Origin of the sequence: Candidatus Izemoplasma sp. (assembly GCA_036172455.1) — a bacterium.
GTDB lineage: Bacteria > Bacillota_I > Bacilli_A > Izemoplasmatales > Izemoplasmataceae > JAIPGF01.
In genome coordinates this window covers 212,839-229,679 of the sequence record JAXKVY010000001.1, presented here as the reverse complement: position 1 = coordinate 229,679, position 16,841 = coordinate 212,839, and the positions used below count along the sequence as shown (strand labels likewise).

Genomic DNA, 16,841 nt, shown 5'->3' with positions numbered 1-16,841 from the left:
TACTAGACGTTTATTTTTTAGGATAACTGATTAATAATCTCTTGAATGCTTTGTTTCGCTTCATCTGGTAAAATATCTTGGTTGTACAGATGTTCAATAAAATCAATACGAGATTGCATACGCTCTTTAAATAAGTTGATGTATTTCTCACTTGAAAAATCAGGTTCATAGTCCTCAATAGATGCATACTCAATCGCATTTAAATTGGAAAAAGGTTTAAATTGCGTGTTATCCATTACGATATTATCAATAATCCCTAAGGTTATTTTAGGGGTTATATTTTTGTTTAAGAATGATCCTGTATTAATGACATAGCATGTTACGTCACGGTTTTCAAATAAATCTTTAAATTTTAAATAATCGTTACGTAGTGGGTATAACCTAAACGGATTTGCATAAGGTTCAATAACAAGTTTCGATGCATCTACCCCCTCTTCAGCAGTAGAGCGTTTTGTTGCCAATGTTGCCCCCAGTGTACTCGCAAGTATACTTGAGTTGATTTTTAAGATAGGTGGCAATGAATCATCTTTCATAATCCAAAAGATAGCATCAACTTTGTTATCAAACTTGTAGGCACGCTCCATTGTCCAATATTTAGATTTTAATGCACGTCCATTATTGTTTCTGATATCTTCTGTAATTGGGACAATTCGGTGGTTTTCATCATGGGTTGCGCCGACATTTTGCATTGTTAATAGATATTTATTATCAGGTGAGTTTGTAGGATAGTCTTGCACTTTATCAAAATACGATGGTTCCATTGATATACTTGATCCATCTTCATTAGAAATAATAAAGGCATCATCATGCAAGACAGTAATATCAAATTTACCGTTATGGCGTGAATGGGTAATGGTTGATTTTCCGCTTCCACTCAAGCCAAAAACCCCGGCAATATATGTTTTGTCATTATCTAGATTGAATCGCTTTTGTCCGCCATGACAAGCTGTGTATCCATTACGTGATGCGACGCTCCACCCCATTGTTAAGGTAGCTTTTTTGTGTTCACCAAAATAGCGTAACCCGAGTAATGCCCCACAGTTGTTCGTATGATCAAATAAACTTAATCCAGTTGGGAATTTGTCAATAAACTCATCAGGGTCAGAGTATAAGAAGATGTCACCTTCATCCATTTTCTTCGAGTTTTGATACATTTTTTCAGTCATTGGATTTTCATACTGGAAGTTTAACATCCATGAATATAAGGTATTTTCATAGCCTTCAGGAATAAGGAGATGAGCTTTTACCATAAAATCTTCATGAAGGCCAATATATGCCGTTGCATGATACATTGTTTTTTTACGAGAGTTAAAGATTGCATTTTTTAAAACATCTGAATATTTTTCTCTATTTGAACGGTTGATCAAACGTCTAACATGGGCTTGACGTCCTGTAATAATACCATCATTAAAAATGAGTACTTTTGCATCATTTTGAAGTCCTAAATCACTTGCTCGGTAGATTGGCAAATCTGTAACAATCGTCCCTGGTGCATTTTTTGCAAGGTCATAAGCTTCATTAATAGACGTGATGCGTTTAACGTTGTTTCTATAAAATGCAGTTTCAATAGTGGTGCGTATTTTTGAAAAAAGATGTGAATTGTCTGTAGATATTGAGTTGACTGTGTGATGATTGATGGTTGCCATAATTCCTCCTAAAAATGAGCGACAAGTGCACCAAGTGCAATAGAATAGTATTTACTCATAGTTGAGTCTGCACGTGATGTTAAAACGATTGGTTTGCTAGCGCCTGCGATGACACTGGCACTTTTTGCATTTGCGAGAAACATCATTGTTTTGTAAAAAACATTACCCGCTTCGATACGGGGCATTAGTAAGATATCAATCTCGCCTGCATCTGGGTGTGTGATGCCTTTGTGTACCGCGGCTTCTTTATTAATTGCATTATCAATTGCGTAGGGTCCCGAAACACGACAGTGTTTAATTGTACCAGATGTATTGAGGTCAACTAACTCTTTCGCATGAATCGTAGCTTCCATCTTTGGATTAAATTTCTCAACCGCTCCAATCACACCAACTTTAGGGTAATCAATTCCAATGGCTCTAGCAATCACAACACTATTTTCAATGATTTGTCGTTTTTCATCAAGATTTGGGGCAATATTCATTGCGCCATCACTCATAAAGATGAGTTTATCATGGGTTGAGACTTCCATAACACTAACATGTGATATGCGGTTCTTTGTTCTTAGTCCATAGTCTTTATTTAGTGCTTGGCTTAAAATGGTACTGGTACTGACTAAACCTTTCATTAGAAAATAATTGGCGTTGTCGTGAACTTCTTTAACAGCTATTTGACAGGCTAATTCGTGATCCGACTCATTAATAATGTCATAATGAGATAAATCGATATCTAATGTTTTAGCAATTGCTTCAATATTCGATTTGTCCCCCACTAAAATAGCATTTACAATATTGTCTTTACGGGCCATTTCAACAGCTTCAAGGACATGTGAGTCATCTGCGACAGCGACAACTAATGTTTGTGTAGGAATTGCCTTTGCTTTGTTAACAATATCATTAATTGTTTTCATTATGCCTCCTATTGATATATTTTATATGATTCTTCATTTCTTAATACGCGTAACGTCCCTAAGGCAAGTGACTCCATTTCATCCTCACCAGGATAAACCAAGACATCTGCGATAAACGCAACACGCGCTTTAATCTGTTCAACTATATATGTATCATATGCTAATCCACCTGTCAATACAATGGCATCAACTTTCCCTTTTAATACCGTTGCATCAGCGCCAATTTCTTTGGCTATTTGGTAACACATAACATCAACCATAAACTTGGCTTCTTCATCACCATTTTTTATACGCTGTTCTATTTCATAGCCATCATTTGTTCCTAAGTAAGCGACAAGACCGCCTTTGCCATAATTTTTCCGTTTCATTTCACTAAGGGTATATTTCCCACTCATAGCCATTTTGTATAATGGACCAATAGGCACACTCCCACTGCGTTCAGGTGACATTGGACCGTCCCCATCAAGTGCATTATTAACATCAATCACGCGACCTGCCTTGTGGACGCCAACACTAATCCCTCCACCTAAATGTGCAACAATTAAATTAAGTGAGTGGTATGATTTATTAAGATCACTGGCCGCACGTAACGCGACAGCTTTTTGATTTAAGGCATGAAATAAACTTTGTCGTTTAATTTCAGGCATACCAGTGAAGCGTGCAATATTCTCCATTTCATCGACTGCGACAGGATCGACAATAAATGAGGGTACATCAATCTTATCTGCTAATTCTTTAGCAATAACACACCCTAAGTTGGAAGCATGTTCTCCTCTGGGAGCGCGCTTCATATAGGATATCATATGGTCGTTAACACGGTAAGTTCCACCTTCAATCGGCTTTAACATACCTCCGCGACCAGTGATCGCATCAAAGGATTCTAAGTCATAAGGAGATTCCTTAAGTGCATCAAGAATAGCTGACTTCCGAAAATCAAATTGATCAAAAATAGATTGGAACTTAGCGATGTCCTCAGTTTTATGTCTGATTGTTTTGCTAAATATGTTCTTATCATCTTCAAAAATTGCTATTTTTGTTGATGTTGAACCAGGGTTAATTGTTAAAATTTTATACGTCATAGTGTCCTCCTTGAACTCTGGTTTAATTTCACGAATACATTATAACATGATAGCGTTTTCACTACAACCAATATCTTGGAAAAATTTGAATTCTTTAATAATCTCTTAGTTAAGCCATTTAGTGACACTTTTATCTGCTAAAATATAAAAATGGGTCATATATGACGTTTTCTTTTTATTAAACATCGTTTATAGTATTAATAATAGTTAAAAATAGTTTTCTGAAAGAGGTGGCTTATGGACGCAATACTGATCGGAATATTAGGGTTTATATTCTTGTTATTGTTTGATATATGTTCTTTACACAGCCGGCATGTAAGTAAGTATTTTATGCTGGTTTTCGGCTTAGGATCAATCATTTATGCCTTTATTGATTTGCTACAGTATAATTACATGTTTGATAATAGTTTCATATATTTACCCATTATCTTGATAATGATTATTTTCTTTATGGGTGTATTGATGTATTCTATCGTGATAGAAGTTGGTGTAAAAACATATCAAGCAGATCCAGAACATCGTTTAGTGACAACAGGCACTTATGCTCTTGTCAGACATCCCGGTGTGATTTGGCTACTTATCATTTTTCTCTTAACAGCATTATATTATGCGAATTTATATTTGCTCGCGGCAGGGTTAGTATGGACAGCTATTAATATATGTTATGTCATTATTCAAGAAAAAATGATTTTAGAAAAGATTTTTACAGAGTATAATCGGTATAAAAAAGAAACACCAATGATTATTCCATCGTTTAAGAGTATCATAAAATTTAAAAATCAATAAAAAATACTGGAGGAAGCATGAAAAACTTACGCGACATGTTACATGATGAAGAATACAATAAAATATGGGATACTTATCTAGGTTTTTTAGATCTTGACATCAAAGAATTTATGACAATTCAAAAGCGTTTATTGTTAGAACAAATTGAACTGTTAAATGATTCTGAACTAGGAAGAAAGATTTTTAATAATCAATCAATTAAGTCGATTGAAGATTTTCGTAAAAAAGTACCACTAACAACATACGATGATTATGCAGACATTTTACTCAATAAACAAAATGAAGCATTACCAAGTGAACCATTACATTGGGTTCAAACCACTTGGAAAGGAGGAGACAAACCAATTAAACTCGCCCCATACTCAAAAACAATGGTAGAAGAAAACACGAAAATGTTTTTATCAAGTTTGATTCTCTCGACAAGTAAATCAAGAGGACACTTTACTTTGAGAAATCATGACAAGTTTTTATACGGCATGGCACCACGCCCGTATTTAACAGGGTACGCGCCATATATCTTGAAAAACGAGATTGATTTTGACTATCTACCAGATACCGAGCGGGCAGAACAACTTAGTTTTAAAGAACGTAATGTTGAAGGGTTTAAGTTAGCGATTAAACATGGCGCTGACTTATTTTATGGCGTAAGTAGTGTACTCGTTAAAATTGGAGAATCATTTGCCAATGATTCAGGAAAATCAGGTATGATTTGGCCAGCCAATGTCAAGCAAGCGATTAAGCTTATCAAAGCACTTTATAAGAAAAAAATTAAGAAAAAACCGTTGTTACCAAAAGATTTATTTGAGTTTAAAGGTATTGTGTGCGGGGGAACAGATTCTGCGACATATAAAGAGCGCATTGAACACTTGTTTGGTATTACACCACTTGAAATATTTGGTGGGACTGAATCTGCTGCGGTAGCCACAGAAACATGGAGTCGTAATGGCATGACATTTTTCCCTGATGTAAACTTTTTAGAATTTATTCCTGAAAAGGAAATAAAAAAAGAAGAAAACACACCTGGATATAAGCCAAGTACTGTGTTGCTAGATGAAATAAAACCCAACGAAGTATACGAACTGGTTATCACAAAATTACGTGGTGGTGCATTTGTGCGATATCGTATCGGTGACATTATGAAGTGTGTTGGATTAAAGAATAAAGAAGATGGTGTTAACTTACCACAGGTCATTTATTTAGACAGAGTTCATAATATTATCGATTTAGCTGGTTTCACACGGTTGACAAAACAAGTTATTGGGGACGCGATTAAATTATCTCAACTTGATATATTACATTATATCGCAAATAAGGAATATATAAATAACAAGCCCATCATTCATTTATATTTAGAAGTGAAAGGTGTTGTAAGTGACAAACTGATTAAGGAAAAGATTAATCATGAATTGAAACAATTAGATTCTGATTATCAGGATGTGCATGAAATGTTAGGGTATGATCCATTAAAAATTACGCGACTAAAAAACAATTCATTTGCTTCATTCAAGGAACAAAAAGGATATTATCCGAAGATAATGAATCCAGAGAAGGAGACTATTGAAGCAATGTTATAAGATGAAATAAGGGGATATGAAGGATAAAATTCACTTCAAGGAGTGTTACGATGATAGAATTAACACAGTACAATATAATTCCTTTAATATCATTTATATTATATGCAATTATTTTAATCATAATTCTAAGTTCGAACCAAACCAAATTGTCACGATCTTTTGTTGGTTATATTATAGCGATGATGTTTTGGTCAATTGGTTCTTTTCTCATGAAAACCAATGTGCCACCATCCAGCCTATTTTGGAATAAAATACTTCAGATTGGGTTTGTCTTTGTTCCGGTATTATTATTACGATTTAGTTATATATTAGCGGGGGATTATCGGACCAAGAAAATAGTGGTATATGGCTATCTCATAAGTATTGTTATGGTGTACTTGTCTTTTGCCGAATATGTGGTGACTGACGCAACATATGTTAATGGTGTCTTTAATTATACACCAGGATTTGCGGCTTATGTATTTGCTGTGATAGGCTTATTTTATAGTTCTCTTGCATTAATTGTAATTATTAAAAAATCGATTCAAAAAGAAATATCTTTGAAACGGATTAGATTGGTTTTGCTGGGGCTTGTTTTAGTTATTATCGGTGGTGCTTTAAATATATCACCCGATATTGGTGCCTATGGCGTGGATATCTTATTCAATACCGTTAACGCGATATTAATTATGTATTCGATTTATCGAAATAAGTTTTTAGAAATCAACTTAATTGTCAAACGCGGGTTATCGTTTTCATTTACCAGTATTTTACTGTATTTTACATATGCACTGATTATTTTATATGCAGAACAGTTTATTCGAGCGTATGTTGAAGTAGAATCAACGATTTCACTGATTTTTATCATGATGCCGTTCTTTTTAATTTTAGAGCCAATCAGAAATGGATTAGTGAAATTATCAAAACGAATTTTTTACCGTAATACAATAGATATGAATGCTGCGTTGAAAGAGTTTAGTGATTTGATTAGTACATCACTTGACCTGGATAAGATTGGCGCAACACTTATTAACGCTATTCAAAAAGCCATTAATTCAAAAGAAGTGTATTTAATACTTCAAAATAGGAAGGGGTATTATTTACATCAAACGAGTGAACAGTCCAAAGATAAAGATATTCAATTAGCGTTTAATCACCCTATCGTAAAATGGTTTAAAAATGGGAATGATATTTTACTCAAATCACAGATACATTCCCATGTTATGTTTAAAGGTATTTGGAAACGTGAACGTGAAATTATTGATGCAATGCACACAGAAATTATTGCACCAATTCGATATCAAGATGAATTGGTTGGCCTTGTTGTTATCGCAGAACGCGCTGATGAAAATCCTTATAGTATTGAGGAAACAAACTTTCTTCAAACAATTATTAATAACGCTGCGGCAATTATCGAGAATGCAAAGACCATTGAAGCAATTAAGAAACAGTCAATAACAGATGAGTTAACGAAGTTTTATAACCATCGTTATTTTCAAGATACAGTTAGCAAATGGGTTAAAGAAGAACACTATAACACTTTTGCTTTGGCAATTATTGATATTGATCAATTTGCGATTTACAATGAACTTTATGGCCATGCGAATGGGGATAGAGCCATAAAGCGGATCACATCCATCATCAATGAGGTAGTTCCAAATGAATTTATGAAGGTTCGGTTTGGTGGCGAAGAATTTGTGGTTGTTATGGTGAATTTAACCAAAAAACAAGCTTTAAATCTTTCAGATAAAATTCGTGAAACCATAGAAGAACAATTCTTATTATCAAGTGATATTCGTGAGTTCTTAACTGTTAGTGTGGGATTAAGTGTCTATCCTCCTCATGGGAGTACGTTAAATGAATTAATAGCAAACGCTAACCAGGCATTGCGTTTAGCAAAAAAGTCTGGTCGAAATAAAGTCTTTGTTTACCAAGAAAAGGACAATGATGTGGTTGAAGAGTCAGGTGTTCATGAAAAGATTCAAGACGCTTTTGTCTCAAGTATTTATGCTTTGGCAGCTACGATTGATGCAAAAGATCATTATACGTATGGGCACAGTAAAAATGTTGCCCTGATGTCGCAACTTCTTGCAAATAAACTGGATTTTTCTGATAGTGATGTAAACAAAATCTATAATGCTGGATTACTGCATGATATCGGTAAAGTCGGTATCCCTGAAAAAGTCCTTTCTAAGCCAGATGTATTAACAGATGAAGAATATGAAATTATGAAAGGCCATGTTGTTCAGTCGATTAACATTATTAAACATATTCCAAACTTAATTGATATCGTACCAATTGTCATTAGCCATCATGAACGTTATGATGGTAAAGGGTATCCGCGGGGAATTAAAGGAAATAATATTCCAGAACTAGGGCGCATTATTACCATTGCCGATTCATTTGATGCGATGACAACCAATCGTCCTTACCGTGAAGGTCTATCCTTAGAACAAGCTATCTATGAATTAAAGCGGAATGCAGGTACACAATTTGATCCGGATTATGTTAAAATATTTATTGATCTTGTTCAGTCAGGTGAACTCAATACATTAGAACTCGTCAATCGCAGTAACATCAAATAGCAAGTGATAATATCGCTTGCTTTTTCATTTTAAAAACACTTTCAGATGTTGTATAATAAAAATATGAGGTGATAATAATGAAATACACGATTAAAACCTATGATACGCGATATTTTGCTGGAATCGAAAAAGAAGATGGTTTAAGTGTTGGTGAGAACGAAGACCTTACAGAATTTTGGGATGTTTTTTTACAAGAAGATTTAGCCCTATTGAGGGATGTTAAATATCCTCTTAATATTATTGGCTTAGATTGTTACCCACCAGACTTTAAACAGCAACAAAAGTTTGATTACTATGCGATGGTAGAAATATTAAATGCCCAAGAACAAAGTGGTTTTGTAACAAAGAAATTACCCAAAGGTGAATACATCTTGTTCGAGATTCCAAATGAAAATATCCAAGATGAAATTAGAAAAGTTTATCGATACATTAAACGCAATAACATTAAAATCCATCCAGGATTTGATTATGAAGATTTTGTAACACCAAACAAGGATCTTGATAATGCAATTGTGTACTTTGCGTTATTACTAGAAGGAGAAGATCATAATGCTTAACGGGCTCTTAGAGCGCTGTGAAAAAAGATGCCGTAAAATCGACATAGAACTTATTAAATCATTCGAACAGAATAACGACGACGCTATCATAAAGGCATTGAAAGCCTATCAAAATGATGATGGTGGATTTGGGCACGGGTTAGAGCCTGATGTGCAATTACCCGACTCTAATGTTGTTGCGACAAATACCGCTGTCTCAATATTACTTAGTATGAAACAAAGTAATAAACGGGATGCTTTATTGAAGGAATGCATTAGTTACTATGAGTCTATATTTGATGAAGACAACCAAACGTTTCCCTTTGTCCCGAAAGAAGTAGATGATCATCCACATGCTGTTTGGTGGAACTATGATAATTTAGGTGACTTTCCTTTTGGAAATCCCAATTTAGAAATTATCGGATTCTTATATCAATTTAAAGACGCGTTACAGTCACTTGATATTGATGGCTTAATGGATAAAGCTATGAGATATATTAAAGAGGGTAATTTAAAGGGTGCATCAATGCATACTGTCCTGAGTGCTGTTCGGTTTTATGATCGTATTGACGATATGCCAAAAGTTAAAATCTACGCGATTATGAATGATGTTATTAATAGTAGCGTTGAGTGGGAGGAAACACAGTGGGATGAGTATTGTTTAGAACCCTATAAAATACGTGCGATAACCCCAGATTTTATGAAAAACTATATATCTGATGTTGTTAAAAATATTAACTATCGGACAAATAAATTAGAAAAAACATTACCTGAACCTTCATGGTCATGGCATCAATATGATGACGCTTTTGAAGAGATTAAAGATAACTGGATTGGACTTATTATCTATGACATTTTAAAAGCTAAAGAGCAATTATCATAAATTGCTCTTTTTTTAAAGTAAAAAATGACCTTAACACGTATTATGAAGTTGAGGTGAAAAAAATGAAAAAAATAGCTATGTTATGTATTGTATTATTTAGTGTGATTTCAATCGAACAGGTGCATGCAACGGTCTATTCAGATCGTTTACCTGGAGGTAAAAACTATTTGGATGTTGAGAACTATACAAATTTCCGTGATGAACTCAATCAGATCGATCCCATTTACGTCTTGCCTGACACGGATTATGTCATTTCAGTACCATCTGAAGAATATATGCCAAATATGGAAATATATATTAGTGGTGAAGTGGCTTATGTTAATGGATTAGCACGTGATTTAAGTAATTGTGTGCTAGAAACAGACAGGACTTATTGCACGTTTCATACCACATCAACAGAAACATTTATTACAGTGGATTTTGTAGCGTATTATATGGATTACCACTTTCAGACGTATGGATTAGATGATTTTCAACTTGAAGAAGGAACCTATCCTACAAGTTATGACGAGTATATCATTCCACCTGAAGATACTGAACCAGTTATATCAGGGGATAGTGCCTATATAACATCTTACTCAACAAACGAAAGTTTAAATACAATTGTCAGTACGCATTTTACAGCTTCGGATGATATTGATGGTGATTTGACCGATAGTATTGTTGTTGTCTATGATGAATATACCGGTAATGAACAAACTATAGGGTCTTATGCAGTGACTTTAGAGGTTTCAGATACAAGTAATAATACAACTCAGTATCACTTTTCTATCTTGGTAAAGGATACCATTGTGCCTGTTATCACAGGACCTAGTAATGTATCAATTAATGTCGATAATCCGCCAACAGTTGATCAGATATTACAGGACAATTTTACCTTCAGTGATGGGTATGATGGCATACTGACACCAACTGTCGTTACTGATAATTATACTGCTAATAAACTAATATTAGGCACTTACCAAGTTATATTTGAGATAATGGATTCATCACATAATGTCACATCACAAACGCTTAATTTATCCGTTGAAGATGTGACAGCCCCGATGCTTAATCAATCATCTAATATCACTGTGTTTATCTCTAACCCATTAACAAGTGAACAAATAATTAATGGTCTTACATGGAGCGATAATTATGATAATGAGAGCAGTTTAACTGTAACAGAAGGGACAAACACGTATACTGGTAATGAAATGATCCCGGGCACCTATTCAATCGATGTAGTAGCATCTGATCAGAGTGGTAATACAGTATCTGAAACATTACAAGTCACAGTACTAGATGATATAAATCCGACCTTTACAGGGCCAACTGAGTTAACAGTATCTTATACCAAGCAACTTTTACATAGTGATATTTTGTCCCAGTTGACCGTCACTGATACAGGTTCAACGATGACTATCAACGATGCATCAATTGTCAATGATACATACAGTGCTAACTTTAATACAGTAGGAACCTATATTATGACCCTTAAAGCGAGTGATATAAGTGGGAATGTTGCAACTCACGATATTGCTATAACCGTGATTGATGATATTCCCCCGGTAATATATGCTGATGAGTTCTTAGTTACTGTTACTACCGACACGATTTTTGATAAAAATGATATGCTACTTTTGATGATTCAAAATGATGAAATTACTGAGCAATCCTATGATATAGATGAGGTCATCAATGAGTATAAAGGAAATGAGACTGTACCAGGTTCCTATCGCTATATAGCTGTCTTAAAAGGTGAAGACGGTCAAAGTTACCAAAAAGAGATTATGATTAATGTAGTCAGTAATCAACCTTTAATAGATGCAGATTTAATTTGGCGAAATATCATTTTATATGGACTTTCTTCAACGCTTGTCATGATTACTTTATGGGTGACTAAAAAACAATAACTTTAAAAGCCGAAATATTTTTCGGCTTTTTTATTTGACATAAAATGATAGACACTCTATAATTAATTAGGGTAAACCTAATCATTATGAAAAGCGAGGTAATTATATGAAACAAGAAGACATACGTTTAGCACTTAACAAGTTTTTAAAATTATATTTTAATGCCTGTAATGAAGTTTATGATGAAATAAACTTTAATCAAATTACAGGGATTCGGTTCAAATATTTAAAAGAGATTTATAAGCGTAATCGTGTTACGATTACAGAACTTGCGGATCATTTTGATATTTCTAAGCCTACAGTAACTGAAGTAATAAAAATCTTTGAAGACAATAACATTGTAAAAAAAGAACGATCAGAAGAAGACAAACGTGTCATTCATATTTACCTCACTGAGTTAGGTGAATTACTTGCCTCAACGAATAGACTTGAGAGTGAGCGTGCTGTGACTAAACTACAGAGTGAATTAAGTAAAGAAGATATTTGTACGTTAACAACCATTTTTAACAAAATTACGGGGGAATAACTTATGATTTTTGGAAAAGCTATTAATAAATACTATAAAGAAAACGCGTTATGGTTCTTAACTGGAATACTAACGTTAATTGTTATTAATACACTACAACTTGAAATCCCTGGGTTAATTGGTAGTATCATTGATGGGATTAATCCTGAAGAAGGAAATAGACTTTGGGAGCTTTCTGATGTTTTGGATGTGCTTAAAACCATTGGGCTTTATGTCGCAATTATTATGCTCGGACGTTTCATATGGCGAATCACTTTATTCGGTGCCTCACGTCGTTTTGATTATGGTCTACGTAATGATATGTTTCGTCATGCTGAAAAACTTCAAAATGAGTTTTACTCTCGTCATAAAGTTGGTGGATTAATGGCATACTTCACCAACGACTTAGAAAGTGTTAGACGTGCAGTAGGTCCGGGTATGATCATGTTTGTTGATACAGTTTATTTAGGTGGATTAGCTATATATAAAATGTCAAATCTTAGTTGGAGATTGACTATTTTTAGCGCCGTTCCGATGCTGTTTATTGCTTTGGTTGGTGCTTATATTGGACGCTTAATGAAAGAAAAATGGAAAAAAGCGCAACATGCATTTGAAGATCTCAGTGACTTTACGAATGAGAGTTTAAGTGGTATTACTGTTATTAAAGCATTTGTAAAAGAGAAACTAGAAATAAAAGAATTTTTAAAGTTTAATCAAAAAGCCAAAGAGAAGAATATTGATTTTGTGATTACTCAAACACGCTTTCAAATCATGGTGCGAACTGTCGTCGGTTTAATTTTTGCGGTTATTTTGGGATATGGAGGATACTTGGTTTATATCACACGTACAGTCGGCGGTGTTGAAAACTTTACACCTGGTAATTTAACAGAATTTTATATGCTCTTTGGATCACTTATATGGCCAATGATGGCCTTGGCGAGGATTATAAATGTACGCAGTCGTGGTCATGCATCACTACAACGTATTGAAAGTATCTTAAACGAAGAAATCACAGTAAAAGATCACGATGATGTCATTGACATTGAACGACTTGAAGGAAGCATTGAGTTCAATAATTTAACCTTTACCTATCCGGATGCATCTAAACCCGTATTAAAGAATATTACCTTTAAAATTAATGCAGGTGAAACAGTTGGAATCTTAGGTCGAACTGGTAGCGGGAAAACAAGTATTGTTGATCTCTTATTAAGAATTTATAATATTGATCAGAATCAAATTTTACTCGATGGTTATGACATCATGGATTTACCTATTAAGAAAGTGAGAGATAATATCGGCTATGTTCCACAAGATGGATTCTTGTTCTCTGATTCTGTTAAAAACAATATCTCATTATCTTTTAAGCATAATGACGATTCATTTAAACAGGTTCGTGAAGCTGCGACGCTTAGTGATGTTCATAATAACATCATAGAGTTTAGTGATGGTTATGATACAGTAATAGGTGAACGTGGTGTGACTCTTAGTGGTGGACAGCGCCAACGTGTCGCAATAGCACGTGCATTAATGAAAAATTCACCTATCATGATTCTAGATGACAGTGTTTCTGCAGTAGATACCAAAACAGAAGAAACCATTTTAAACAACCTACGAAAAATACGTGGTGATAAAACAACACTTATAATCGCCCACCGTATTAGTACGGTTAAAGATGCAGATAAAATCATTATTGTCAATGAGGGTGAAGTTGTCGATGTTGGACCACATGATGCGTTGATTACACGTTGTGAGTTTTATGCAGATTTGGTTGAAAGACAGCGTTTAGAAGACGAAATGGGGGTTGAGTAATATGCCACGTAAACTATCAGGTAGCGCCGATGATAAACGGCTACATACAATGAAAGACACAGTTATTACAAAACGCTTACTAGGCTATGCGAAACCTTATACAAAGTACTTTATCTTAGCATTTGTATATATGATCATTACAGTATTATTCACCGTCTTGCAACCGTATTATATTGGGTTGATCATCAATGTTATTATCTACGAATTTGATGCGGTACTACTAACCAATAATCTTGCATTATTTGTCTTAGTGGTATTACTTGCGAATGCCTTTAACTATTTACAAACCATTACACTTCAAAAAACTGGACAAAGTGTTATCTATGATATTCGAGAAGAAATATTTACACACTTACAATATCATGATATTGATTACCTAAATAGCCGACCGACTGGTTCATTAGTGACACGGGTGACCAATGACACGAATACATTAAATGAAATGTATACATCAGTGATTATAAATGTGTTCAAAAACTTGCTAATGGTAGCTGGAATATTAATCGCAATGTTTGTTTTAAACAGTACATTAACACTATATGTATTATCGGTTATCCCATTTATTATTATCTTTTCATTCTTATTTCGCATATTATCGCGTAAAGCTTATCGTCAAGTTAGACGAAATTTATCAAATATCAATGCCTTTTTAGCAGAACATTTATCTGGTATGAAAATTATTCAAATCTTCAATAAAGAAGATGTTAAATTTGATCAATTCAACAAGCGTAATGAAAAATTAAAACGTGCATATTATAAGCAAATCACCATATTTGGGATCTATCGCCCTACCATGTATTTCCTTTACATGTTGGCTACTGCAATTGTGTTTTACTTTGGAAGTCAAACAGTTCTTGAAGGCGCGATTAAAATTGGTGTGCTCTTTGCCTTTTATCAATACATTGGACGTTTCTTTGAACCAATCCAACAACTAGCAGAACAATTTAATATCTTGCAAAGTGCTTATGCATCAAGTGAACGCATTTTTGGTATTCTAGACACAAAATCTGAGGTAAATGATGCTGATGATGCTATTGAGTTAGAGAACATGAAGGGTGAAATCGAGTTTAAAAACGTGTGGTTCGCCTATAATGAAAATGAATGGATCTTAAAAGATGTTTCATTTAAAGTTCGACCTAAAGAATCTGTTGCTTTTGTTGGAGCGACTGGTGCGGGAAAAACTACAATATTAGGATTAATCACGCGTAATTATGATATTCAAAAAGGTCAAATATTGATTGACGGTATAGACATTAAAAAAATCACAAAAGGTTCTCTTAGAAAACATATCGGACAAATGCTACAAGAGGTCTTTATGTTTAGTGGTACGATACGATCAAATATTACCTTGCGTGATGATTCTATCACTGAAGAACAAATGATTCAGGCATGTGAATATGTTAATGCAAACTACTTCATTAATAAACTCGATCATAAATATGATGAACCCGTCAGAGAACGTGGTAATAACTTCAGTTTAGGCGAACGCCAATTGTTGTCATTCGCTCGAACCATTGTACATGAACCCAAAGTTATGATTTTAGATGAAGCAACAAGTAATATTGATACTGAAACAGAGCAACTTATTCAAGAATCACTTAAAAAAATGATGAATATTGGTACGATGTTAATCGTTGCTCATAGACTATCAACCATTCAACATGTTGACAATATCATTGTTTTAAGTAAGGGTGAAATATTAGAACAAGGAAATCACCAAGAACTTTTAAAAGAACGCGGACATTACTATAATTTGTATCGTCTGCAATATCAAGATCAAAAAGAAGACAACACAAATTAATCGTGTTGTCTTTTCCCTAAAGCATTTAAAGGAGTTAATTTTATGCCAGAATTACCAGAAATATACCATTTAAAAGACCAGTTAGAAGAGGTGTTAATCGATAAAATAATTAAAAACATTGTGATAAAACAACCCAAATCATTTAATTTATCACATAAGGATTTCAGTAATCATAGTGTCAACACCCAAATTGAAGCAATTACGGCAAAAGGGAAGTGGCTTTTTATACGACTCTCTAATAATCACACAATTGCGATTAATCTGGGTATGGGTGGTGAACTTACTTATTTAGATCACGTTTTAGAGAAAAAACATCAAGGCGAAATCCATTTCACAGATAATTCAATCCTAAACATTCGATTTTGGTGGTTTGGCCATGTCCATCTGATTAAAGAAAATGAGAAACATAAGCCAACGGATAGTCTAGCGATTGATTATTTTGATAAAACGTTCACAAAATCTTATTTTAAAGAGACGCTAAAAGGAAGACGCGGTATGTTAAAAAACATATTGTTAAATCAAAAGGTAATGTCAGGGATTGGAAATTATTATATCCATGATATTTTATATGTCGCCAAGATTCATCCAAAGCGTAAAATACCTACTCTAAAAGAAACTGAACTCGCGCGGTTGTATGAAGCAATTAATACTGAATTGTATACTGCTTACACACTTGGCGGTTCTTACTATGAACAAGATATTTATCAAAATAAAGGTCAATTTAAAGCAGATAAAGTTGCTTATAAAGAGGATAAAAAATGTCCATTAGGTCATGTCGTTAAAAAAATAAAAACAGGACAAACCACATCATATATTTGTCCTGTGTGTCAGAAGTAAGCATCATTATTGAGAAAA

General features: G+C 34.1%; 13 protein-coding genes. 10 read left to right on the top strand and 3 right to left on the bottom strand.

What is annotated here, in order from left to right; translation table 11 throughout:
* Positions 1–17: 17 nt before the first annotated feature.
* From UMR38_01085 to buk, 3 genes are read right to left on the bottom strand one after another with little or no spacing between them, the layout of a single operon-like run.
* The gene (locus UMR38_01085) at positions 18–1,646 is read right to left on the bottom strand and encodes a phosphoenolpyruvate carboxykinase (ATP) (GenBank protein ID MEC9484452.1); all 1,629 of its coding nucleotides are present in this window, start codon (positions 1,644–1,646) and stop codon (positions 18–20) included.
* Between the two features lie 8 nt (positions 1,647–1,654).
* Positions 1,655–2,554, bottom strand: a complete 900-nt coding sequence (locus UMR38_01080; GenBank protein MEC9484451.1) for a phosphate acyltransferase — start codon at positions 2,552–2,554, stop codon at positions 1,655–1,657.
* Positions 2,555–2,562: 8 nt separating this feature from the next.
* Positions 2,563–3,633: a butyrate kinase gene (gene buk / locus UMR38_01075; protein ID MEC9484450.1), complete on the bottom strand. Its 1,071-nt coding sequence runs from the start codon at positions 3,631–3,633 to the stop codon at positions 2,563–2,565.
* Positions 3,634–3,870: 237 nt separating this feature from the next.
* Between buk and UMR38_01070 the strand changes: the two genes are divergently transcribed.
* The 10 genes from UMR38_01070 (at position 3,871) to UMR38_01025 (ending at position 16,823) form a co-directional block, all read left to right on the top strand.
* Entirely contained in the window at positions 3,871–4,419 is a 549-nt protein-coding gene (locus tag UMR38_01070; GenBank protein ID MEC9484449.1) for a methyltransferase, read from the top strand.
* 17 nt (positions 4,420–4,436) lie between these two features.
* Positions 4,437–5,993, top strand: a complete 1,557-nt coding sequence (locus UMR38_01065; protein ID MEC9484448.1) for a GH3 auxin-responsive promoter family protein — start codon at positions 4,437–4,439, stop codon at positions 5,991–5,993.
* 50 nt (positions 5,994–6,043) lie between these two features.
* Entirely contained in the window at positions 6,044–8,557 is a 2,514-nt protein-coding gene (locus tag UMR38_01060; GenBank protein MEC9484447.1) for an HD domain-containing phosphohydrolase, read from the top strand.
* A gap of 77 nt (positions 8,558–8,634) precedes the next feature.
* Positions 8,635–9,114 carry an effector binding domain-containing protein gene (locus UMR38_01055; protein MEC9484446.1) on the top strand — a complete coding sequence of 160 codons (480 nt, stop codon included), beginning with the start codon at positions 8,635–8,637 and terminating at the stop codon, positions 9,112–9,114.
* The gene (locus UMR38_01050; GenBank protein ID MEC9484445.1) at positions 9,107–9,976 is read left to right on the top strand and encodes a hypothetical protein; all 870 of its coding nucleotides are present in this window, start codon (positions 9,107–9,109) and stop codon (positions 9,974–9,976) included. Before UMR38_01055 ends, UMR38_01050 begins: the two co-directional genes overlap by 8 nt.
* 62 nt (positions 9,977–10,038) lie before the next feature.
* Positions 10,039–11,871 (top strand): hypothetical protein, encoded by a 1,833-nt coding sequence (locus UMR38_01045; protein ID MEC9484444.1) that lies wholly within the window; start codon positions 10,039–10,041, stop codon positions 11,869–11,871.
* A 106-nt stretch (positions 11,872–11,977) separates the two neighbouring features.
* Positions 11,978–12,397, top strand: coding sequence for a MarR family winged helix-turn-helix transcriptional regulator (locus tag UMR38_01040; GenBank protein MEC9484443.1), 420 nt, complete (start codon positions 11,978–11,980; stop codon positions 12,395–12,397).
* A 3-nt stretch (positions 12,398–12,400) separates the two neighbouring features.
* On the top strand, positions 12,401–14,185 hold the full coding sequence (locus UMR38_01035; GenBank protein ID MEC9484442.1) for an ABC transporter ATP-binding protein: 1,785 nt from the start codon (positions 12,401–12,403) through the stop codon (positions 14,183–14,185).
* 1 nt (position 14,186) lies between these two features.
* Complete coding sequence (locus tag UMR38_01030; GenBank protein MEC9484441.1) at positions 14,187–15,986, top strand: ABC transporter ATP-binding protein; 1,800 nt, start codon at positions 14,187–14,189, stop codon at positions 15,984–15,986.
* A gap of 42 nt (positions 15,987–16,028) precedes the next feature.
* The gene (locus UMR38_01025; GenBank protein MEC9484440.1) at positions 16,029–16,823 is read left to right on the top strand and encodes a DNA-formamidopyrimidine glycosylase family protein; all 795 of its coding nucleotides are present in this window, start codon (positions 16,029–16,031) and stop codon (positions 16,821–16,823) included.
* Positions 16,824–16,841: the final 18 nt, after the last annotated feature.